General features: G+C 64.6%; 17 protein-coding genes. 8 read left to right on the forward strand and 9 right to left on the reverse strand.

Annotated features, from left to right (window positions below; genetic code table 11):
* Nucleotides 1–73 precede the first annotated feature (73 nt).
* Nucleotides 74–2398: a methyl-accepting chemotaxis protein gene (locus RQP54_RS15490; protein WP_315679288.1), complete on the forward strand. Its 2325-nt coding sequence runs from the start codon at nt 74–76 to the stop codon at nt 2396–2398.
* A gap of 11 nt (nt 2399–2409) precedes the next feature.
* Here RQP54_RS15490 and rsxB read toward each other — a convergent pair whose 3' ends face one another.
* The 3 genes from rsxB to RQP54_RS15505 are packed head-to-tail and all read right to left on the reverse strand — an operon-like array spanning nt 2410 to nt 6025.
* Complete coding sequence (gene rsxB / locus RQP54_RS15495) at nt 2410–3093, reverse strand: electron transport complex subunit RsxB (protein WP_315679289.1); 684 nt, start codon at nt 3091–3093, stop codon at nt 2410–2412.
* Nucleotides 3093–4619 (reverse strand): polyhydroxyalkanoate depolymerase, encoded by a 1527-nt coding sequence (locus RQP54_RS15500; protein WP_315679290.1) that lies wholly within the window; start codon nt 4617–4619, stop codon nt 3093–3095. The genes rsxB and RQP54_RS15500 overlap by 1 nt, the downstream gene beginning before the upstream one ends.
* Before the next feature lie 56 nt (nt 4620–4675).
* A complete protein-coding gene (locus RQP54_RS15505) occupies nt 4676–6025 on the reverse strand; it encodes a hypothetical protein (protein WP_315679291.1) in 1350 nt (449 codons plus the stop codon).
* A gap of 93 nt (nt 6026–6118) precedes the next feature.
* Here RQP54_RS15505 and RQP54_RS15510 point away from each other — a divergent pair, with 93 nt between their 5' ends.
* Both RQP54_RS15510 and RQP54_RS15515 read left to right on the forward strand, forming a co-directional pair.
* The gene (locus RQP54_RS15510) at nt 6119–7219 is read left to right on the forward strand and encodes a hypothetical protein (RefSeq protein WP_315679292.1); all 1101 of its coding nucleotides are present in this window, start codon (nt 6119–6121) and stop codon (nt 7217–7219) included.
* Nucleotides 7220–7333: 114 nt separating this feature from the next.
* Nucleotides 7334–7750, forward strand: a complete 417-nt coding sequence (locus RQP54_RS15515) for a hypothetical protein (RefSeq protein WP_315679293.1) — start codon at nt 7334–7336, stop codon at nt 7748–7750.
* A gap of 12 nt (nt 7751–7762) precedes the next feature.
* Here RQP54_RS15515 and RQP54_RS15520 read toward each other — a convergent pair whose 3' ends face one another.
* The 4 genes from RQP54_RS15520 to RQP54_RS15535 all read right to left on the reverse strand — a co-directional run bounded on the left by RQP54_RS15520 (nt 7763) and on the right by RQP54_RS15535 (nt 13883).
* Nucleotides 7763–9331 carry an FGGY-family carbohydrate kinase gene (locus RQP54_RS15520; RefSeq protein WP_315679294.1) on the reverse strand — a complete coding sequence of 523 codons (1569 nt, stop codon included), beginning with the start codon at nt 9329–9331 and terminating at the stop codon, nt 7763–7765.
* Nucleotides 9332–9356: 25 nt separating this feature from the next.
* Nucleotides 9357–10946, reverse strand: a complete 1590-nt coding sequence (locus RQP54_RS15525) for a glycerol-3-phosphate dehydrogenase/oxidase (RefSeq protein WP_315679295.1) — start codon at nt 10944–10946, stop codon at nt 9357–9359.
* On the reverse strand, nt 10934–12550 hold the full coding sequence (locus tag RQP54_RS15530; protein ID WP_315679296.1) for an FAD-binding oxidoreductase: 1617 nt from the start codon (nt 12548–12550) through the stop codon (nt 10934–10936). The genes RQP54_RS15525 and RQP54_RS15530 overlap by 13 nt, the downstream gene beginning before the upstream one ends.
* Before the next feature lie 193 nt (nt 12551–12743).
* On the reverse strand, nt 12744–13883 hold the full coding sequence (locus tag RQP54_RS15535) for a DJ-1/PfpI family protein (RefSeq protein WP_315679297.1): 1140 nt from the start codon (nt 13881–13883) through the stop codon (nt 12744–12746).
* A gap of 67 nt (nt 13884–13950) precedes the next feature.
* Between RQP54_RS15535 and RQP54_RS15540 the strand changes: the two genes are divergently transcribed.
* Entirely contained in the window at nt 13951–14976 is a 1026-nt protein-coding gene (locus RQP54_RS15540) for a GlxA family transcriptional regulator (protein WP_315679298.1), read from the forward strand.
* Nucleotides 14977–14998: 22 nt separating this feature from the next.
* On the opposite strand, the gene RQP54_RS15545 is transcribed toward RQP54_RS15540, so the two are convergent.
* Entirely contained in the window at nt 14999–16978 is a 1980-nt protein-coding gene (locus tag RQP54_RS15545; protein ID WP_315679299.1) for a putative bifunctional diguanylate cyclase/phosphodiesterase, read from the reverse strand.
* A 251-nt stretch (nt 16979–17229) separates the two neighbouring features.
* Here RQP54_RS15545 and RQP54_RS15550 point away from each other — a divergent pair, with 251 nt between their 5' ends.
* From RQP54_RS15550 to RQP54_RS15565, 4 genes are all read left to right on the forward strand, one after another.
* A complete protein-coding gene (locus tag RQP54_RS15550; RefSeq protein ID WP_315679300.1) occupies nt 17230–17742 on the forward strand; it encodes a molybdopterin-dependent oxidoreductase in 513 nt (170 codons plus the stop codon).
* A gap of 10 nt (nt 17743–17752) precedes the next feature.
* On the forward strand, nt 17753–19237 hold the full coding sequence (locus RQP54_RS15555; RefSeq protein ID WP_315679301.1) for a HAMP domain-containing sensor histidine kinase: 1485 nt from the start codon (nt 17753–17755) through the stop codon (nt 19235–19237).
* 100 nt (nt 19238–19337) lie between these two features.
* Entirely contained in the window at nt 19338–20375 is a 1038-nt protein-coding gene (locus RQP54_RS15560; RefSeq protein ID WP_315679302.1) for a helix-turn-helix domain-containing protein, read from the forward strand.
* Between the two features lie 19 nt (nt 20376–20394).
* Nucleotides 20395–20943, forward strand: coding sequence for a hypothetical protein (locus RQP54_RS15565; RefSeq protein WP_315679303.1), 549 nt, complete (start codon nt 20395–20397; stop codon nt 20941–20943).
* Here RQP54_RS15565 and RQP54_RS15570 read toward each other — a convergent pair.
* The gene (locus RQP54_RS15570; protein WP_315679304.1) at nt 20940–21647 is read right to left on the reverse strand and encodes a Crp/Fnr family transcriptional regulator; all 708 of its coding nucleotides are present in this window, start codon (nt 21645–21647) and stop codon (nt 20940–20942) included. The two genes, RQP54_RS15565 and RQP54_RS15570, sit on opposite strands and share 4 nt — an antisense overlap.
* Nucleotides 21648–21677: the final 30 nt, after the last annotated feature.

A 21677-nucleotide genomic window follows, 5' to 3' on the forward strand; every position in this document is an offset into this window, starting at 1 on the left:
TCTACATGTCTGCGGTGTGACAATGCCGCCCCAACCGAGTTGGCGGTTGCGAAAAAAGCACGAGGAGACAGTCATGGGCTGGCAGAGGATCTTCTATCCGGGCATGTGGGCGATGCGGCGTTTGCGCATTGCCCCCAAGCTTGCTTTGCTTGCGGTGGTGACCTTGCTGCCGCTGATGGCCGTACAGTGGCAATTGGTTCAGCACCAGCATGCCGTGCTGGTCAAGTCCCGGTCGGAGCGTGCTGCGCTGGCCGCGGTTAGCCAGCTGACGACGGTGGTTCGTCTGGTGCAGAGCCACCGGGGCCTGACCAACATGGTGCTTTCCGGCAACGAAGGCGCCAAAGCTACCCGGGACGGCGTGCGCCAGTCCTTGTCCGGCGCCGTGAAGGCGACCTCTTCTGCGGTGTTGGGCGTTGCCACGCCGACTGGTGCATCGGATTGGGCTGCAATGCAGTCGCGGCTGGAAGGCATGTCCGCGGCTGTCGAGGGAAAGACGGCTGCGGACAGCTTTGCATTGCATACGCGGTTGGTCGAGGACCTGCAGCGCCTGGTCCAATCGATCGGGTTTTCCTCGGGCCTGCTGCTGGAGTCCGACCCCGCTGCTGGCCTGTTGACCCAGATGGTGGCCCTGCACACCATTCCCTGGGCTGAGCAACTGGGCCGTTTGCGCGGGCAAGGGGCCGGCATGCTGAGCCAAGGTGCAGTGGCCCCTACGGGCAGCGCCCGGATGCTGGCACAGCTGGACCCGCTCGAGCCTTTCCTGCGCAACATGGAGCATGTGCAGGGCCTGCTGGGTCAGACGGGTCTGCGTGATGCGTCGGCGGACAAGGCGCTTGCTGCCTCGCGTGCATTTGCCAAGCAGGTGCGCGAAGCATTCGCCACCGAGGGCGCCGCCCAGGATGCCCAAGCCTATTTTGCGGCCGGTACCGCAGCGATCGAAGCCGTCGGTGCCTACCAGGTGTGGGCGGCCAAGGCACTCGAGGAGCAACTGCTGACGCGGGAGCGCGAGATCGAGTTCGCGTATGTGCTGGGCATCGTCGTGAGCGCAGCGGCGGTGTGCGGCATGCTCTACCTGCTGGTCGCCTTCCGCTTGAGCTTTGTGGCAGATCTGCGCCAGGTGCTGTTGTTCCTGGAAGAGATTGCCAAGGGCAACCTGCGCCACCGTGCGCGCGTCCGCGGTCGCGATGAGCTCAGCGACATGTCCGACGTCATGGAGCGCCTGCTCAACAGCTTTTCTGCCATGGTGGCCAGCGTGCGCAGCAATGCCGCCCTGGTTTCCCAGTCTGGCACCGGATTGGTCAATGGCAGCAACGCCCTGTCGGACCGCACCGAGCAGCAGGCGGCCAACCTGGAGCAGACCAACGCCAGTGTGCAGGAGTTGTCGTCGACGGTGAAGGGCAATGCGGTCAGTGCCGAGGCTGCGGATGCCAGCGCACGGGCGGTGCGAGACATTGCTGAAGGCAGTGCCAGCAGCATGCAACTCGCGGTGGCCCAGATCGAGGCGATCCAGGCCAGTACCCAACGCATGGACGAGATCGTTTCGGTGATTGATGGCTTGGCGTTCCAGACCAATATTCTGGCCTTGAATGCGGCGGTGGAAGCGGCGCGAGCAGGCGAGTCGGGCCGTGGGTTTGCGGTGGTTGCCAGCGAGGTGCGTTCGCTGGCACAGCGCTCCGCAGGTTCGGCCAAGGAAATCCGCGAGCTGATCACGGCGTCCTCGTCGCAAGTCGGCAAGGGCGTCGAGTTGATCCGCAAGGCGGGAGCCAGCATGGATGGGGTGGTTCAGGGCATACGGTCAGTGGCGGCCAAGATGTCCGAGATTTCCAGCAGCAGCGCCGAGCAAAGCACGGCACTGGCCGAAATCAGTGCCGCCATCCGCCAGTTGGACGAGATCACGCAGCAGAATGCGGCCATGGTGGAAACGGCGGCCCAGCAGGCAAGTTCCTTGCAGGACCAGGCCTCCACGTTGTCGGACTCGGTGAGGGTGTTCCAGCTGCAGCAAGGTACGGCCGATGAAGCGCTGGCGTTGGTGGCCAAGGCGATGCAGCACCACCGCCACGGTGTTTCCCAGGATGCATTCCTGCGCGATCTGACCGCCAAGGAACAAGGCTTCTTCGACCGGGACATGTATGTCTTTGCCCTCGACCGCAATGGGACTTATCTAGCCTTTGGAGGCAACCCCGCCAAGGTGGGCACACGCGTGCAGGACATTGCCGGCATTGACGGCCAGGGACTCATGGACGCCATCATCGGTCAGGCCGACACTGCGCCGGGCTGGGTGCAGTACGACATCACCAACCCCAGTACCGGCAAGGTTCAGACCAAGATGTCGTATGTGTGCCGTTTGGGTGACCTGTACCTAGGCTGCGGCGTCTACAAGAATCTCGTACAGGCCTGAAGCAAGCGCAATCAGGTCCTGGGCTGGGCGGCACGCTTGGCGCGCGCGCGCTCCAGCGCCGCCTCGATCACGGCGCGCTTCTTGTCCAGTACGGCTGGATCGGTGTGCTGGGAGTGGGCCGGCAGGTCGGCCAGCTTGGCCCTGGCCTTTTCTTCCAGCCGTTTCGCGTTCTCCTCCGCGTTGCGTCTGCGTCGGAAGCTACTGAATTCATAGCGATGGCGCGCTTCTAGGGCCTGATCGGCCGACCAGGCACTCCACCCGGTGGCGCTGCCGGAGACGTTGTGCAGCGCAATACAGTCCACCGGGCAGGCCGGAAGGCACAGCTCACAGCCGGTGCAGTAGGGCTCGATCACGGTGTGCATGCGCTTGTGGGTTCCCACGATGGCGTCGGTCGGGCAGGCGTCAATGCACAGGGTGCAGCCGATGCACCAGTCCTCATCGATGACGGCCAGCATGCGCGGGCCCTCGATGCCGCATTCCGGGTCCAACGGAAGTTCCGGACGCCCCGTGAGCTTGGCCAGCCGGCTTACACCGACGCTTCCACCTGGAGGACAACGGTTGATGGGGGCCGCTTCGTCGGCCACTGCTCGTGCGTAGGCAGCACAGTCGGGGTAGCCGCAGCGCGTGCATTGGGTTTGCGGCAGGGCGTCGAGCACCTGCGCCGCCAGCGGCGTGAGCGGTGCAGCTTGGTCCATCAGGCGCCTTGCGACGACTCCGTCACAGCGTTGGAGGCAGGTCGCTTGGTTGGGGCTGCCTTGCGCGCCTGGGGCTTCGCTGTGGTCGCGCGCTTGGCGACAGCAGTCTGGGCCTTGGGTTTGGCAGCCTTCTTGGCAGGCCCCGTGGCCTTTGCTGGTGCAAGGGCCTTGGTCTTCGAAGTGCGGCCAGGGGCCGCATCAGGCTTCGCGACCCGGGACGCGGCTTTCAATGCAGGCTGTGCCACGGTTTCCGGATGGGTGTCGTGGTGATGGGCCAGGATGAAGGCCTTGACCTGCGGGTAGACCATGTCGCGCCAGCGGCTGCCCGAGAAGATGCCATAGTGGCCGGCACCTTTGCACTCGTAGTGGCGCTGCATGGTCTTGGGCACACCGGTGCAGATGCTGTGCACGGCCTGGGTCTGTCCGGAGCCGGAAATGTCGTCAAGCTCCCCCTCGACGGACAACAGCGCGGTGGTGCGGATGTCCTGCGGGCGCACACGCTCGGCCTTGCCCTGCGGGTTCCTGACGTCCCAGGTGCCGTTCACGAGGGCAAAGTCCTGGAACACGACACGGATGGTTTCGAGGTAGTAGTCCGCATCCATGTCCAGCACCGCGTTGTACTCGTCGTAGAACTTGCGGTGGGCCTCGGCGCTGGCGCCGTCGCCCTTGATCAGGTCCTTGAAGTAGTCGTAATGGCTCTTGGCGTGGTGGTCGGGGTTCATCGCCACGAAGCCGGTGTGCTGCAGAAAGCCCGGGTAGACACGGCGGCCCGCTCCTGGGAACTTGCTGGGCACACGGTAGATGACGTTGTTCTCGAACCAGCTGTGCGACTTGGTCATGGCCAGGTTGTTCACGGCTGTCGGCGATTTGCGGGCGTCGATGGGGCCGCCCATCATCACCATGGACAGCGGCGTGGTTTCACCGCGGCTGGCCATCAGCGACACGGCCGCCAGCACTGGCACGGTGGGCTGGCAGACACTCATCACGTGGCAGTTGCCGTACTTGCCCTGTACATGGCGGATGAACTCCTGCACGTAGTTGACGTAGTCGTCCAGGTGGAATTCACCTTCCGCCATGGGCACCAGTCGGGCGTTCTTCCAGTCGGTGATGTAGACCTTGTGGTCGCGCAGCATCGACTTGACCGTATCGCGCAACAGCGTGGCGTAGTGGCCCGACAGGGGGGCCACGATCAGCACCGCAGGCTGGTTCTTCATGCGCTCCAGCATCTTGGGGTCGTCGCTGAAGCGCTTGAAACGGCGCAACTGGCAGAACGGCTTTTCGGTCTCGATGCGCTCGTGGATCGCAATGTCCACGCCGTCGACATTGATCGTGCGCAGACCGAACTCGGGTTTCTCGTAGTCCTTGCCCAGTCGGTGCATCAGGTCAAAGGCAGCCGAGATTCGCTGCGAGAACGGGTTTTGTCCTGCCGGCACCTGCGGATTGGCATAGACCTTGGCGGCAGCAGCCGCCAGGTCGGAAAACGGCTCCATCAGGGAGCGCTGCGTTTCATACAGCTGGTACAGCATGGCGGTGTCCTTCAGGAAAAATATTGCACTGCAGCAATATTACCGCGTTTGCTTACTTATTGCTGAGACGAGGCTTTCAGGATGCTTCGGATCTCATTGCGGGTGTGGGCACCGAAATTCGCCAGCAGTTCGGCGATGGCTGAGTCCAGCGTATCCCGCGCTTTCGGATCGGATTGCGAAAGGACGTCGATCAGGCTGATGTTGGCTTCCTGGGTTCCGAAATCAAATTTGGGATCGCCCACGTATTTCGCCGGAACCGACTGCGCGATGAGCTCGGAAACGCGATCGGCGTATTCGGACGATTGTTTGGTGACCACATCGCGCACGTAACGGTCGCTCCATGCGGGGTATTTCCCGTCCTGGCTGGTGTCGGCCAGGGCCTTCTCCAGCGGGTCCACGGCCGGATCCTTGGCGCCGGCGAAGTTCTTCTCGTTCTGGTACTTGTCGACCACCAGGTGGCGGTTCGACAGCAGGACGATGGTCTCATCCTTCAGGCCGGTCATGCCGGCCATTGCCAGGATGTTGGCGCCCAACAGCTTCAGCGTCGACACCCCAGGGGCCAGACGCGCATGGTAGGGTTGGGTCAGGTCCTGGATGTAGTGCAGGGAAATGCCGGCGAAACGCCAACCCCAGTAAGGGTGTCCGGTGCGGAAAGCCAGCGCCGCCAGTGACCAGTACTGGTAGGAACGCAGCAGGGGAAACGTCCGTTGGATAAACGGGGCCGCAGCGTACAGGATGCCACTTTCGTGGAAGAAACCCATGTGGAACGGTGCCTGCGTGGAGTAAGGCAGGGCGGGGTTGCCGAAAGGGAGGTTGCCGAAGTTGTAGACCTTGCCCCAATCGGCCGGGCTGTCACTCCAGCAGTTGATGTCCAGGCCATAGTCGGGTTCGTCGGCGGCCGTGGTCACCACCGCCAGCGGTGGGACCATGTCTCCCGGCTTGAGGGCAACGAAGCGATAGTTGTGCTTGGAAGGCTCGGGCAGCGTGTTGACATCGCTGTACTTCACCATCGGCGTGCCTTCGGGGAGCACTTTGGCGGGGTCCGGTTGGTAGAACAGCGCGAACTTGCTGTTGGGCGCCACGCGCAGGGCCATCAGGAAGGCCATGCGCCGGGCATCGTCGCTGCGTTGCGGATTGGCTGCAAACGCCAGTGCGTCGGGACGCTTGGGATAATTCTCGATATTGGCGACTGCCCAGGCTTCCTGGCTGGCCAGCAAGGCTTCGATGGTCTTTTCCTCGGCCTTCAGAAAGCTCTCCAGCGTTTCCACCTTGACAGGAGCGGCCTTGACCAGTTCGGGCATCTGCTCGAGTGCGCGCAGCGTGGGAATGGTGTGGTTGCCCCAGGCAAGGGCCTGTGCGCCGGCCAACGCCAGCGCGCTGGCAACGAGGCATCGCTTGATGTTCATCGGGTCTCCTCTTGTGGTATCAGTTGCCGTTTGTGGCAGAGTTTCGGATTATGCGGCGTGCGCAGGGTTGCGTGGCCTTCGTTGGAGATCAATATGGCGTCTCGCTGGGCTTGGGTGCGGTGGTTGCGTGGGGTTACTGTGGCGTTCGGCTTTGCAGCCATGGGCCTGCAGGCATGGGCGTGCGCCATCTGCGCGCCCTCGGCCGCCGAGCAGACGCTGACCCAGCGCCTCTTCAAGTCGCAGGCGGTGGCCATTGCGCGTGCCACGGGCCAGCCAGGGGTCTTCAGTGTCACCGCGCCAGTGCACGGCGTGGATGCGGGTGCAACATTGCGCGACGTGGCAGCAGCGCAGGACGGATCGGTACCCGCGTCGGGCGCGTCGGTGCTGTTGGCCCAAAGTGGCGGCAGCTGGCGGGTGATGGCCCAGATGCCGGTTCAGCGTGCCACCTGGGTTGCGCGTCTGATTGCCTTGCGTCGCGCGCCCGATGCCAACCCAGCCGATGCCGATTGGGAGGCCCGATTCACTTTTTTTGCACCGGACCTCGAAAACCCGGTACAGGCCGTGGCCCAGGTGGCATACGAGGAACTGTCGAATGCACCGCTGGGCGCCATGCGCTCGGCAGCCCGGCATTTCGCAGGCCTGCCGCTGCAGCGCTGGCTGACACAACCCGCGCTGGTCGATCGAACGCCCCTGTATGCGCTGATGTTCGGCTTTGTGGCACCCGCACAGGCCGCGGTACAGATTCAGCGGGACTTGCTCGCGCGGTCCAGCCGCGCCCCCTTGGCTGCCAACGCCGCCTGGATGGCTGCCGTGCTGGAACTGCAGGGCGAGGCCGGGCTGGCATGGCTGGTGCGCAACTACCTGCAAGCCCCGGCGCGCGCCGATGACGAAGTGCAGGCGGCACTGTTGGCGATGCGTGTACACGTGGCGGACGGCAAGCGCCTGAACCGCAGTGCGGCCAGCCAGGCCATTCGCTCCTTCGTCGGCGCCAATCCGCAACGGGCAGGGTTTGCCGCCTCGGACCTGGGTGACTGGGGGCAATGGGATTTTGTTGCCGACTTCGAACGCCTGCTGGATACCGACCAGCCGCAGGTTTTCGCGTCGCGCTACGGCATGGTGCTGTATATGTTGCGCAATCCCCAGCCACAGGCCAAGGAGGCCTTGGAACGGCTGCGTGCCAAGGGACGGCTGTAGGCAGCTGCCGTGTTGACCTGGTTCAATTCCGGTCACTTTTAGCCCCGGTGCAGAAGGCTTGACTGGGCATTTTCGCGCTAGCCTCGGCAGATTGACTTCCAATGGAGATCTGCCATGAAGAAAAGGCTCTTCGCTGCGCTGCTGCTGAGTGCCGCATGGTCTGCGCAGGCTTCGGCGCCCCTGTCGGGCGTGCCCGAGCCGCTGGGAAGCTACCTGGGGGCACACCAGGTCAAGCAGGCTGCCATGAAAGACGGTGTGTTGCGCGTGCAGCTGGAAAAGGCCGACGTTTCCGAACTGAGCTACTTCACCTTCATCTACCACGGTATCTGTGCCGAACAGTGGCGCAAGCCTGCGGCCTTCAATGCCATGGGGCTCAAGCGCGTGGAAGTATTCGACGCGGCTGGTGCCAAAGGCTTTGCCTTCGATGGCGACTCCGCGATCTGTGCCGAGATGGGCAGCATGGGCATGAAGTACGGCGACTTCATCCGCCAGCGCAGTACCGCATGCCAGGCTGGCAAGTGCACCAGGTGATTCCCGGGGCATTCAGCGGTTGCGCTGGGGGTAGCCGGTGATGTCCTGAATCGCCTTGTACAGCGGCTGCAATTGCGCATACATGCGCCGATACACCTGGCTGTACAGCGCTTCATAGGTCTTTGCGTGCTGGGCTTGCGGGTGGAAGACCTGGCCCACGCGGGTCATTTCGCGGATTGCGGTGGCAAAGTCCGGATGCAGCTTCAGGCTCACAGCGGCCAGGATGGCGGCGCCCAAGCCACTGGTCTCGTACAGGTGGGGGCGCTCGGCCGGCAGGTTGAATACGTTGGCGGTGATCTGCATGGCCGCATCGCTCTGTGAACCGCCACCCGACACCCGCACACGGGTGATGCGCCGGCCGCTGCGTTGCTCGATGCGCTCCTTGGACTCCCGCAAGGCATAGGCCAGGCCTTCGAGGATGGCGCGGTACAGGTGGGCGCGCTTGTGCACGTCGCCAAAGCCGATGATGGCGCCCTTGGCTTCCGGGCCGGGCACCTTGATGCCCGGGTTCCAGTAGGGCTGCAGCATCAGCCCCTGGGCGCCGGGGGGCACGGCGTTGACGAGTTCGTCGAACAGGCTCTCCGGTGCGACACCACGCTCCTGGGCAATCTGCTGTTCGTGCAGGCCAAACTGTTCCTTGAACCAGCTCACCATCCAGAACCCGCGCGTGATCTGGATCTCGGTGTTGTAGTGGCCAGGGACGGCCGCCGGGTAGGGCGGTATGAACGGCGTGGCCTCCACGTACTTCGCGGTGGTGGTGTTGATCGTGGCCGCCGTGCCGTAGGACAGGCAGGCGACCTCCGGTGTCAGACAGCCCGCTCCGATGACTTCGCAGGCCTTGTCGGCGGCTCCGGCGATCAAGGGCAGGCCTTCGGGGATGCCGGTGTCGCGCGCGGCTTGCGCGCTGACGCTGCCAATGGGCGTTCCGGCTGGCACCAGATCGGGCAGCATGGAGCGCTTGATCCCCGGCATGGCCTGCCACTTCCAGTCCCAGTCGGGCGCCCAGCAACCCTTCTTGTAGTCGAAGGGGATGTAGCCGACCTGGTTGGCCACCGAATCGACAAAGCGGCCCGTGAAGCGGTAGTGCAGGTAGCCCGAGAGCAGCAGGTACTTGTCGGTACGTTTCCAGATCTCTGGCTCGTTCTGCGCGATCCAGTTGGCCTCGGCCTCGCGCTGGAAATGGTCGATGGTGCCGCGCATGCCGATGAGGCGGAAGGCGCCCTCCCACCACCAGGGTAGTGGGGTTGTCTGCTGTGCGCGGCGCTGGTCCATCCAGATGATGAAAGGTCGCAGTGGCTGCCCCTGGGCATCCAGCGGAACCAGGGTGCCGCGCTGGGTGGTGATGACCACGCCCGCCACCAGTTCCTTGGGCACCGTGGTATTGGCCCACAGGCGCTGGCAGGCGGTGCACAGGGCCTGCCAGAAGGCCTCGGCATCGTTTTCCACCCACCCGGGCTCGCGGGACTGGTAGGTGTCGATGCTGACCTGGGACTTGTCGACCAGATTGCCATGCAGGTCGAACAGCAGAGCACGCACGCTTTGCGTGCCGTTGTCGATGGCCAGGATGTAGCTCTTGCTCATGGTCCGTTGTCTCCGGTGTTCTTGCTTAGTGTGCAGGCAGCGCGTAGTGCTTGGCAATCAGTGTCTGGTAGCGCGCCAGTTCGGCGCACCAGCCATCGTCGCCCCATTGCAGGAAGGGTTCTGCCAGGGCGCGGATGCGCTCCACGTGGTCCAAACCGCCAAGCGGCAGCAACAGCCCCAGGCGGGTGCGGCGCAGCAGCAGGTCATCGAGGTGCACCACCGATTCCCATTGGGCGGCAATGCCCAGCTCGGCCCACAGGGTGTGGGTCCCGGGAATGAACTCCAACTCCTGGGGCGCTACCGAAGCAGCCCAGGCGTTGGCGCGACTGCCGTAGCGCGCTGCCAGCCGTTGGCGAACGGCAGGGCTCCAAGTGGGGCGATGTGTAGATGCCGTGAACAGGACACCCTTGTCACGGGCAAAGGCCTTGCCCACATGGGGCGCCGCCAGCGCCATTGCATCCTGTGCCATGAGCCGAAAGGTCGTGAGCTTGCCGCCGGTGAGGGTGATGAGGCCACGCTCATCCATGACGACGTGGTCGCGCGTGGCCTTGCTGGCGTCTGCCTGTCCGTCGTCCACCACCGGGCGCACGCCAGCGTAGGTGGAAATGATGTCATCGCGGCCGATGTGTGCCTGCGGGAACTGGTCGTTCACGGCGTCGAGCAGATAGTCCACCTCGGCGTTCGTGATGCTCGCTTCCACGTTGAGGTCGCCGCGGTGGTCCAGGTCCGTGGTGCCGATCAGGGTGCAGCCTTCCCAGGGGTAGAGGAACACCGGCCGACCATCCTTCACGTGCATCATGCTGATGCTGTGCTGCACCGGCAGTCGTTCGTGCGGAATGAGCAGGTGGCTGCCGCGCAGTGGCCGCAACAGGGGTTTGGCACCCAGGTCGGCGCGCAGTCGGTCGGCCCAGGCGCCGGTGGCATTGACGACGGTGCGGGCGCGGACACGGTAGCGCCCGCCTTGCACGGCGTCGCGCAATGCTAGGCCGCTGACTTGTCCATGTTCCAACTCCAGCGCTTCGGCTGCCACATAGTTGAGGCACAAGGCGCCGTCGCCCTGAGCTTCGAGCAGCACGCGCTGCACCAGCCGGGCATCGTCGGTCTTGGCGTCGGTAAACACGAGGGCACCGCGCAAGGCCGGAGGGTTCAGTCCGGGCTCCAGCGTGCGTGTGCGGGCCAGGTTGGCGTAGAAGTGGCCGCCTCCCGCTTGGTGGTTTCCGGCCATCAGGTCGTACACCATGAGGCCGGTCTGCATCAGCCAGCGCCCGGGCTTGCGGCCCTTGCAGTCGGCAAACAGGAAGCTTTGCGGCTGCACCAGTTCCGGCGCTTCGCGCATCAGGCGTTCGCGTTCCCACACCGAATGCAGCGTGGTCTTGATGTCACCTTCCTTCAGGTAGCGCAAGCCCCCGTGCACCAGCTTGGAGGAGCGGCTGGATGTGCCCCAGGCGAAGTCGCGCTGCTCCACCAGCAGCACCTTCCAGCCGCGCCGGGCCGCCTGCTGGGCCACGCCTGCGCCGGTGATACCACCACCGATGACCACCAGGTCCCAGGTCTGCGACTCCAGTTGCGCCAGCTGCTGGCTGCGTGCCGCCGGCCCGATGTTCACTTCGCCCATGGCCCACCGTCCTGCAGCAGCTTGCCGGGGTTCATGATCTTCTTCGGGTCGAAGTGGCGACACAGTTCGGCCAGGGTCGCCATGCCCAGCGGCCCCTTCTCCACGTCCAGGTGCATGGCGTGGTCGCGCCCGATGCCATGCTGGTGGCTGGCCGTGCCGCCATGGTCGGCAATGGTCCGTGCCACAGCGGCCTTGAGTTTCTGCCAGCGCTCGAAGTTGGGCGCGAACCCGCCCGGGGCCGTCGCCCAGACGTACTGCGAGTAGATGCTGCTGCCCTGGGGGTACATGTGCGACAGGTGGGTGAATGCGTGTACGCGCTCGCCGTATTCGGCAAACACATCGCGGGCGGTCTGCTCCATGGCCAGCATCAGCGGTTTGACGCGCGGCCAGTCCACCGCCGTTTCGATGGTGTCGGCGCTGTAGCCCTCGTCCCAGAGGGTGTTGCGCAGGTAGGGGCCCTTGAAGCGGTTGGCCGCCCACTTGGAGCCCATGGCGGTGCCGATGTAGACCGCGCCGAAGTAGGCCAGGTGGCGTCGGGCTTCCTTCAGCGCGAACTTGGCGGTGCGCTCGTCGCTGGTCACGCCCAGCATGAGCATGCATTTGCCTTCGCCGCAGCCCCGCAGGGCCAGGTACTTTTCCATGGCGCCGATGACCGTGGCGTGGCCCGCCAGGGTGAGGTTGGTTTCGGTCTCGATGGCATTGGACAAGCGCATCATGGAAAGCGGCAGCTTGCGCTGCACCAGGGTGCGCACGGCGTTCTCGGCGGAATCCCAATCGGGCAGGAAAATGGCGTGGAAGCTTTCATGGCCCGGCAGCGGGGTGACGCGCACAGTGGCTTCGGTGAGCACCCCGAAGCGGCCTTCCGAGCCCATGACCACTTCGCGCAGGTCCGGTCCGGCGCTGGAGGCGGGCAGGGTGGGAATGGTGAGCGGGCCTACCGGCGTTTCCATGTGGCCGCCGGCAAACAGCTGCTCGATGCGCCCATAGCGCAGCGACTGCTGGCCGCTGGAGCGGGTCACCACCCAGCCACCCACGGTGGAATACTCGAAGGACTGTGGGAAATGCCCCAGGGTGTAGCCATGCGGGCGCAACTGGGCCTCGATGTCGGGTCCTGCAGTACCTGCCCCGAAGGTGGCCAGCTGGCTGTCGGTGTCCAAGTCCTGCAGTTTGTTCAGGCGGCTCAGATTCAGCGACAGGATGGGGCGCTCGCTCACCGGGCAGTCCAGGTGCCCGGCCACGCTGGTACCACCGGCAAATGGAATCACGATCCACTCGTTTTGCTGCGCCAGGTTCAGCAGCGTGCGCACGTCTTCGCGGCTTTCGGGAAAGGCCACGCCATCGGGCACCGGAGGGACTTCACCGAAGCGCTTGCGGATCCAGTCGCCGTAGCTTTCGCCAAAGGCCATGGCGAAGCGGGTGTCGGCATCTAGCTGGATCAGGTTGTGCTTGGGCAGGCGGCTGGCCGGAACCTTCTTCAGCAGTTTCTTGCGGTCGGCATCCTGGCCCGGATGACCGGGGCCGAGCCGTTCGGCCATCATGGCGCGGGCACCCGGGTTCAGGTCCATCGAAGTGGCGTCGTCGCCCCATCCATTCCATCGGCGCATCGTCTCTCTCCATCGGTTTGCGGTAATGGAGCGACTGTAGGGCGACCGGGCGGAAAAGCAATTCCTGTATGGCGCCACCGAGTTGTGATTTCGCGCCAAACTGCAGGCGGTGCCTATTCTTTTCCTGTACCGCCCCGGCCGGATTGTTGAGGTTCAATATCGGCACTAGCCCTCATAAATATTGCGTAAGCAGCTATTGAAGTGATAGCGACTGACTGGAGGCCAGTGGGGTGCAGGCGGCGGTTGCCGGGGTGGTGGGGATGTGCTCCAGCTGGGTGGCGACCCAGCGGCTGGTCGCGGCCCCATAGCGGTGGGCCATCGCATCCAGCGTGCGGTCGAGCTGGCAGGCCGCGGGCTCGTTCGCCACCGGCAGGGTCCATGTGGCCTGGGCGCTTTCTGCGGGTAGCAGCGTGAGGCCGCTGGCCAGGCGTACGGGGCGGGGGGCCAGCGCAATGGCCTGGGAGCGGTAGCTGCGCGACCAGGCGTCGGCCAGCAGCGCCAGCGCCACATCGTCCACGCCGTCGTGTACCGGCAAGCCCACGGTCTCGTGGCGCCAGAATGCCAAGGTGTTGCCCACCGTGGTCCAGGCGGCCGACGCGTCCAGGCTGAAGCGCCCGCTGTCGTGCTCGATGCCCCAATGCGGCAGGCCCAGTTCGTTGGCCAGCTGGGCCGCACGGGGAGCGCCTTGGATCGCTTCGATGAGCGCCAGGGTGGCAGGCATGGATGCGCTGACGCCGGTGGTGGTGACCACGCCTGCATCGGCCAGGTAGCGCTGGTTGGGGACGTGGCGGGCGCCGGGTGCGCGCGCCAGTGCCTTGCGGTCCCACCAATGGCCGGTAAATCCCCGGCCGTCGAGCAAGCCGGCGGCTGCCAGCACCTGGGCGCCGGCGCACACGGCAATGATGGTGGCGCCACGCTGCTGCTGGGCCTGCAGCCAGGCCAGTACCTGGGGGTCGTCGCTGCGGTGCAGGGCGGGAACAATCACGTAGTCCGCACCGGAGGGGTAGCGCTTGTCGAAGGCTGCAAAGTCGGTATCCACCTGTACCTGCAGTGCAGGCATGAGCGGGATGGCACCAGCCACCGGCGCCACCGCAACGACCTCGACCCCGGCACGCCGCAACAGCGCGTGGGGCACCAGGAAGTCCGTGGTCTCGGTGCCCGCGGAATGGGCCAGGATGGCGACCACGGCGGTGCCGCGCGCCGGCCTGACGGCCTGGACAAATTCCTCGTAGGTCTGGTGGGTACCTGGGGGCGTGGGCCCGGAGCGGGCTGGTAGGACCAGGGCGGCCAGCAGAACACAGGCCAGAGCGGCGATACTTGTGCGAATTGTCATTTTCATGGTTTGTGGTGGGTAGTACGGGGTTCAGTGCTGCACTGCCACGAGCTTAGGTAGCCGTGCCATGCCTCACAAGGACAAATCCACCGCGAAAACTGCCATCCACAGTGGCCCTGCTGCGCCACGCCAGGTGGTATTGCTGGCTTTCGACGGGGTCGAGGTGCTCGACGTGGCTGGCCCGTGCAGTGTGTTCGCCAAGGCGGGCGAGTTGGTGCCGGGCAGCTACCGCCTGGCCACAGTGTCGCCCGCGGGCGGCAACGTGCGCACCAACGCCGGCCTGGTGCTGGCGGACACCTTGGCGCTGGACCGCTGGAGCGGCCCCATCGACACGCTGATCGTGGCGGGCGGCGATGAGGCGGACCTGCGTGCCGCCATCCTGGAGGCGGGCGTGGGGCAGTGGGTGGCTGCGCAGGCACCGCAGGTGCGCCGTGTCACCAGCGTCTGTACTGGCGCCTTCGCGCTGGCGGCGGCCGGTGTGCTCCATGGGCTGCGCAGCACCACGCATTGGAATGCCTGCGGCATGCTGCAGAGCCTGTGTCCGGACACGCACGTGGTGCAGGATCGGGTTTTTGTGCGCGATGGGCGGGTCTGGACGTCGGCGGGCGTGACCACCGGCATGGACCTGGCCCTGGCCCTGGTGGAGGAAGACTGCGGCCGTGAGGTGGCCGTGCGCATCGCCCGCAACCTGGCGCTCTTGAGCCTGCGTGGCGAACAGCAGCCGCAGCTCAGCCCGGTGCTGCTGGCACAGGCCGACGCCAGCAAGCGCATGCGCGAGCTGCTGGCCTGGATCCAGGGGCACCTGTGTGAAGACCTGTCGGTCGAGGCCCTGGCCGAACGGGTGGCAATGAGCCCACGCAACTTTGCCCGCAGCTTTCTCGCCGAAACCGGCACCACGCCGGCCCGCCATGTGAACCAGGTGCGCTGCGACCATGCCGCCACCCTGCTGCGGCAAACCGACTGGCCGCTCGAAAAGCTCGCCTCGCAATGTGGCTTCGCTTCGGTCGACGCGCTGGACCGGGCGTTTCGGCAACGCTACGGCTGCACCGCCCACGGGTTCAGGCGTGGCGCTGCGCTGCAGCGGGAGCACTGAGCCCTGTGTGGGCACCTAAAAGTTAGTGGCGAAGGCTGTCTTCGTATTCCCGGACCCATTGGGGAACCAAGTGCGCAGGCATGGGGCGCGCGATCGCGTAGCCCTGGCCCAGAGGGCAACCCATGGCCAGGAGCCGCTCGCAGTGGTCAGCGGTCTCGACGCCTTCGGCGATCACGGTGCGGCCAAACGCCTTGGCCAGGCCCAGCACCGCGTGCATGATGGCCTGGTCATGCGCGTCGCGCAGCAGGTCGCGGACAAAGCTCTGGTCGATCTTGATGGTGGGAACCTGCAGGCGCTTGAAGTAGGACAGGGAGGAATAGCCGGTGCCGAAATCGTCCAGCGCGAAGCCGACGCCCAGCGCAGCGAACTCCTGGATGACCGCCGACACCAGGGACAGGTCCTGCAGCGCGCTTGTCTCCAGAATCTCCAGCTCGATCAGTGACGGCGCCACGTCGGAAAACCGGGACGCCAGCTCGGAAAACTTGGCGAAGAAGTCGGGTGATTGCAGCTGCCGAGCCCCGATGTTGACGCTGACAGGTACCCGCAGCCCCTCGGAACGCCAGGCGGCCAGCTGCACAAAGGCGCTCTGCAGCGTCCACTCGCCAAGGGTCACTGCCAGTTCATCGTCCTCGATCTCGGGGAGGAAGGCGCCGGGCGCCAGCAGGCCCCGTTCCGGATGCTGCCAGCGGATCAGCGCCTCCATGCCGATGACCCGGCGCGCAGCCATGTCCACCTTGGGTTGGTAGTACATGACGAATTCATTGCGCTGCAGGGCCAGGCGCAGGTGTTCACGGAACTCGTTGTGGCCACGGATGTCATGGTCCCTGGCGTTGTCGAACAAGTGCACTTGCCCCTGGCCCTGCAGCTTGGCCTGGTACATGGCCTGATCGGCCTGGCGCAGCAGCTGGTCGGCATCGATGGACTCTGCCTGGGGGTAGAAGCTCAGGCCGGCGCTGGCCGTGACCTCCATGCGCAAGTCGCCAATGCAGACGGGCTCTGTCACGGCACGCATGAACCGCTCCAGGATCGGCTGCGCCTCGTCCGTTTGGTCCAGGTCGACAAACACCAGCGCGAACTCGTCGCCACCGATGCGCGCCAGGCTGTCCTCGTTGCGCATGATCTGCTTGAAACGCTTGGCCAGTGCAATCAGCAGCTGGTCACCGACCCCGCGCCCATGGCGTTCGTTGATGGCCTGAAAACCGTCCAGGTCCAGGTAGGCCACTGCCACATGCTGCTTGCGACGCACGGCATGGTGCATGGCCTGGGTCAGGCGGTCGCCCAGCAGCAGGCGATTCGGCAGATCGGTGACAGGGTCAAAATGCTCCAGGTGTTCGAGCTGGCGTTGCTGTGTATGGAACAGGGTCACATCCCGCGCGATCATGATGTAATGATCCTCGTCTGCGGCAGGTACCTGGCGCATGCGGGCAACCGACAACTCGAACCAGTGCTCGCCCTGGGGCAGGTCCAGGGAGTAACGCTTTCCCGATGAGCTACCGTCTTGCGCAGCTTCCAGAAGAGCCTGCTGGCAGACACCTGTCGCATCGGGGGCGAGGATCTCGGAGAAACGACGTCCGATGAACATGTCCGGTGGTGCGGCCAGCAGGTCGTGTCGATTGGAGTGGTGGGCCAGGATCGTTCCGTCGTAGGCCACTTCAAACAGCAGGTCGGGCAATGCATTGAGCGTGGCCCGCAGCTGCGTCTCGCTGCGCTGCAATTCCTGCGCGTGGGCCCGGGTCTGCCGCAGTGCGCTCTGTAGCTTACCCAGTATGGTGTGCACATGGCCAAAGAGCAACGTTGCCGTGACCGCAATGAACAGCCAGCCCTTGACCATGGAGGCCGTGGTCATGGTCTGTGGGTCGGTGAACAGGGCCGCCACTGCCTGGTCTGAAAACAGTATCCAGAGACTGGCAACCGCGGCATACACCAGCGCGAGTTTGACCGCTTCCAGAAGAACGCTATTCCCCGGTGGGGCGTCTTGATCGATGTGGGGCTGTGTTTGCATGGAACGAGCACTGACTCCGAAACCGTTTCGACCAGTGGCCGGTGGCCGCATTGTGATACAGAACGCTGGCCAAAGTCGGCGATTGGCCCGACACCCGCTTTCCGTTCCACGCGCAAGCGACGGCCCCCGGGTTCATGCGTGAGTGGGTACGAACCAGTACCTCTGGATGCATAGTGTTTTGGGGACGATGGCGCTACCATTGGCGACCTTGGCCGCAAGTGTTCAGGGTCATGGATAGGCCGGAGGAAAATATGACTACATGGTATCGGCGTTGGATTCTCATGGGCTTGGTGGCTACGTGCTGCTCGGCTGGGCTTCAGGCACAGTCCTTGCCCCCCGCGGCAGGCAAAGTTGTTTTGACCGTCAGCGGCAAGGTGGGTGAGCGCAATTCGGCGAACGGCGCGGCGTTTGACATGGAGATGCTGAAGAAGCTGCCGCAGCGCAGTTTCACCACCATGACACCGTGGGACAAGAAGCCGATCAAGTTCACCGGCCCACTGCTGCGGGATGTCCTGGCTGCGGCGAAGGCCCAGGGCCAGACCCTGAAAGCCAGCGCCCTCAACGACTACCAGACCACCATCCCGGCAGACGATGCTACGCGCTTCGATGTCATCGTGGCACGGCAGATGGACGACCAGGACATCCCCGTCAAGACCAAGGGCCCCCTGTTCATCGTCTACCCCTATGACACGTTGAAGGAGTTGCGAGCCACCACCTACTACGAACGCTCCGCGTGGCAGTTGAAGGCACTGGTTGTTGAATAGGCAGCTTGTCATGACCAGCCCCAACCGGCGCTATGTGGTTCGGCTGGCCTTGGGTGCGGCGGCCATGGCAATCGCCGTTGGGGTATTGCTCGTGGCGGAAATGCGTCAGCAGCAATCGTTGGAGAAGCGCCTGGCGTTCCAGTTGGATTCGATCACGGCCCCGGCGACCGAGTGCGAACGCCAGTTCCTTATCTTCCTGCATACACTGGAAAGCACGCTGTACAGCACCCGCCCGCCCGAACCCGAGGTACTGGGCCTGCGCTACGACCTGTTCCTGAGTCGTTTGACCTTGCTGCGGGAACACCCAGGCATGGCCGTGCTGGCCAGCAGTGAAGAATACTCGCGGGCCATGCCGCGCTTGGAGGCGTGGGTGCTGGCAGCCGACCCGGTCATGTCGCGGCCGCTGCGCCAGCGTGCCGAACTGTTGGACTTGCTGGACCAGACCCGTGCGCTGGCTGGCGATGTGCATGCGGTGAACCTCGCAACGACGTCGGCGGTGGCCCACCTGATAGAGAGCCAGGGTCAGGCCGAATTGGCACAGTTGCGTCAGATCGAGTGGTTGACGGTGGCGTTGCTGGTGATGGTTCTTGGTGCATTTGCCGGCTTGTCGCTTCGCCACCGCCGATTGGTGCAGGAGGAGCGCGAGCGACGCCGCATTACCGAAGACTTGCGACAGGCCCACGCGCTGGCCCAGTCGGCCATGGAAAAGCTGCAGCAATCGCAGGAGCAATTGGCGCGAAGTGAAACCAAGGCTGCCTTGAACACCATCATTGCCAGCGTGTCGCACGAATTGAGCTCACCACTGGGCAACAACCTGCTGATGGCGTCGACCTTGGCGGAGCAGTCACGGCATTTCCGCCAGCAGTTGGACTCGAACCAGCTCAAGCGTTCCGAGTTGATCGAGTTTGTGCAGAACGCAGAGGAAGGCAGCGCACTGATGCAGCGCAACCTGCAGCGTGCCACGGAGCAACTGCGCCAGTTTCGCCAAGTCGCCAACGACCAGGCCAGCGAGCAGCGCCGCAGCTTTGATCTGCTGGAGACCGTGCAGGAAGTGCTCGGAACCCTGGCGCCCAGCCTGCGCCGCTTCGACCACCGGATCACGGTCGATATCGCAACGGGCATCACGATGGACAGCTATCCTGGGCCCTTGGGACAAGTGGTGATCAATCTGGTCAACAACGCCTACCTGCATGCGTTTGAGGGAAAGGTGCAGGGCAATTTGCGCATTTCGTCCCAGCAGTTGCCTGAGCGCGATGCGGTGCTTCTCCTGTTTGAGGATGATGGGGTGGGCATGTCCGAGGACACGCTGGCGCAGTTGTTTCATCCCTTTTTCAGTACCAAGGCCGGTCAGGGTGGGACTGGGCTGGGCATGATGATCGTGGCGGATCTGGTACGCAAGACGCTGGGGGGCGACATCGACGTGCATTCCACCGTGGGGCGGGGCACGCAGATTGCCCTGACCTTGCCATTGCATGCACCTGCTCCCCGCAGCTGATCGCAATTGCGATCCTTGGCAAGCAGGGCGGCAGCGCAGAGCCGAACGCTTCGGTGCCGCCATGCAGTGTGGCGCAGGGCGTAGCTATCATTGGCACACCATGCGAGTGACCGACAGCGAACTAAGCCTTCCCAAGCCGACGGGTGCGCGTGTGGTGGCTCCCTATGCCTCTACGCTGTGGGATGCTGCGCTGGCTGCGGGTGTACCGCTGCAATTGGCACAGACCCTGTGGCAACGCGCGCGGGTAGGCGAGGCCGATGTCCCGCGCGAGGCTTATCTGGCGTTGCTGCAAGCGGCAGCACAGGCCGGTGGAGCCAGCTTTGGCTGGACGCTGGGGCAGCATGTGCGTCCTACGACCTATGGGGTCAATGGCATCCTGGTGCTGGCGTGCGCAACCCTGGGCGACGCGCTCGTGCAAACCTTGCGTTTCGAGTCCCTGGTGCACGACCTGGGCCGTTCGACCTTCGACCGTAGCGGTGAGTTGGCGATTTACCAATGGCGAAACGACTGCCGTCACCACCCAAGCGCTGGGGTGTTGGCCGAGTCGGTGTTTTCCGGAGTGCACACCTGTGCCCAGTGGTTGTGCGGCCAGCCGCTCACAGGTGTGTCAGTGGAGTTTGAGCACCCGGTGGCTCCAACGGCGCGTGCATTCATCGAGTCCTGTCTGGGTGGTAGCGTTCACGGGCGTGCACCGGCTAACCGGGTGATCTTCCCTGCATCCATGCTGGAGCAGACGATTCCGCAGGCCAATACCGCCTTGCTGCCCCTGCTGCAGCAGCACGCCGACGCCTTGCTGCAGGCACGGCATCCGCATGACGCCGGCATCGTGGCACAAGTGCGCCAGCGTATCTCGGCACGTTTGGGGCAGGGTGCTGTGAAACTGGCCGATGTAGCCGCCGACCTGGCCCTGTCAACCCGCACACTGCAACGCCGGCTGGAGCAGGCGGGGGTGGCCTTCCAGGGCATCCTGGATGCCACCCGCCACGAACTGGCCTGCCATTACCTGCGGCACACGACCATGCCCATCGCGGAAGTCGGCTCCTTGCTGGGCTTCCAGGACGCACCGGCGTTCCACCACGCCTTCAAGTCCTGGCAGGGGCAAGGGCCCGGCCAGTACCGGGCGTCATTGGCAGGCTGAGGCCCGAACTTCCATTCCCATGCGCACCGACGACCGCCAGAAACATGTTCCGCTACGGCTGCGATTGCTGGTGGATGAGCGCTGGGAACAGGTGCAGGCGCAAGATTGGAACCAGGTGGGTTTCAACTTCTACTGTGCCCATGCGTTGCCGGGGCCGGTGCTGAGTTTCAAGCGCGGTCTGGTCCGCTTCGACGGCACCACTGCATGGGCCAGCACACACGCCGATGTCCAGGTGGTGCGTGCCATGCTGGTCAACGAAATGCTGTATCAACAGGCACGCAAGGCGGCTCAGAACGCCCAAGTGCACGAGCGGCTGGTGCGCCTCATCCGTGCCGAAGGCATGCTGGAAGAGAAGCGCAAGGCACTCACCAGCTTGGGTGTGCATTGGAGTGACGCCCAGCTCGACGCACTGGTAGCGCAACGCCAGCGCGAGCATCCGCTGCATCGCTACGGCGTCAAGGTGGAGTCTGATGCCTGGTCCCGGGTCGTGGACGAGGCGCGGCAACTGACCGCAGTGGTCGATGCCCTGGACCGCTGGTCGGGCAACGTAGGAAAACCAAACACTTAGGTTTGCTGGCCCAAGGCGATGGCCTGCAATCGGTTCACGTCCGCCACCCGAATGCGCAGGTAGCGCAGGTCCAACACGCCCTCATCGGCCAGACGGCGCAACTCGCGGTTCACTACGGGACGGGTATAGCCCAGCATGTGGGCCAGCTCGGTCTGTGACACCTTGATCGCTGGGGGAAGCGTCGGGTCCGGGGCCGTGTGGGCCGGCTGCATCACCTGCAGCAACAGCTGGGCGCAGCGCTGGCGCAGGGGCAGCAGTGCGATGTTGGCGAGCTCGGCATACAGCAGCCTGTTGCGGTAATGCAGTATCTGCAGCAGGGCATGGTGCAGCGCCGGATGGCGGTGGCACAAGTCCGTCAGTGCGCGCGCCTCGAACAGCATGACCGTGCTGCTTTCGCTGGCGTGCACGTCGTGGATGGCGGGCCCGCGGTCAAACACCGGCAGCAGGTTGAGGAACTGCCCCGTGGTGATCGGGCGCAGGATGTGGCAGCGCCCCGCAGCATCGCTCAGGCCCACCACCAGGGTTCCGCAGAGGATCAGCAAGGCATGGGTGATCGGGTCACCATGCACCTGCAGTGTCTGGTTGGCCTCGAGCGTCCGCAGCGTCCCCAGCGATTGCAAAGCGTCCAGCGCGTCCGCAGGCACGGCGCAGAGTTCGCCCACTTCGCTGACGTGGCCGATGGCGATGCGGGTCGCTTTTGTCATATTTCGAACAGACAGGACAGGGGCGGGCAG

It is taken from the genome of Curvibacter sp. APW13 (genome assembly GCF_032337135.1).
Classification (GTDB): domain Bacteria; phylum Pseudomonadota; class Gammaproteobacteria; order Burkholderiales; family Burkholderiaceae_C; genus Allorhodoferax.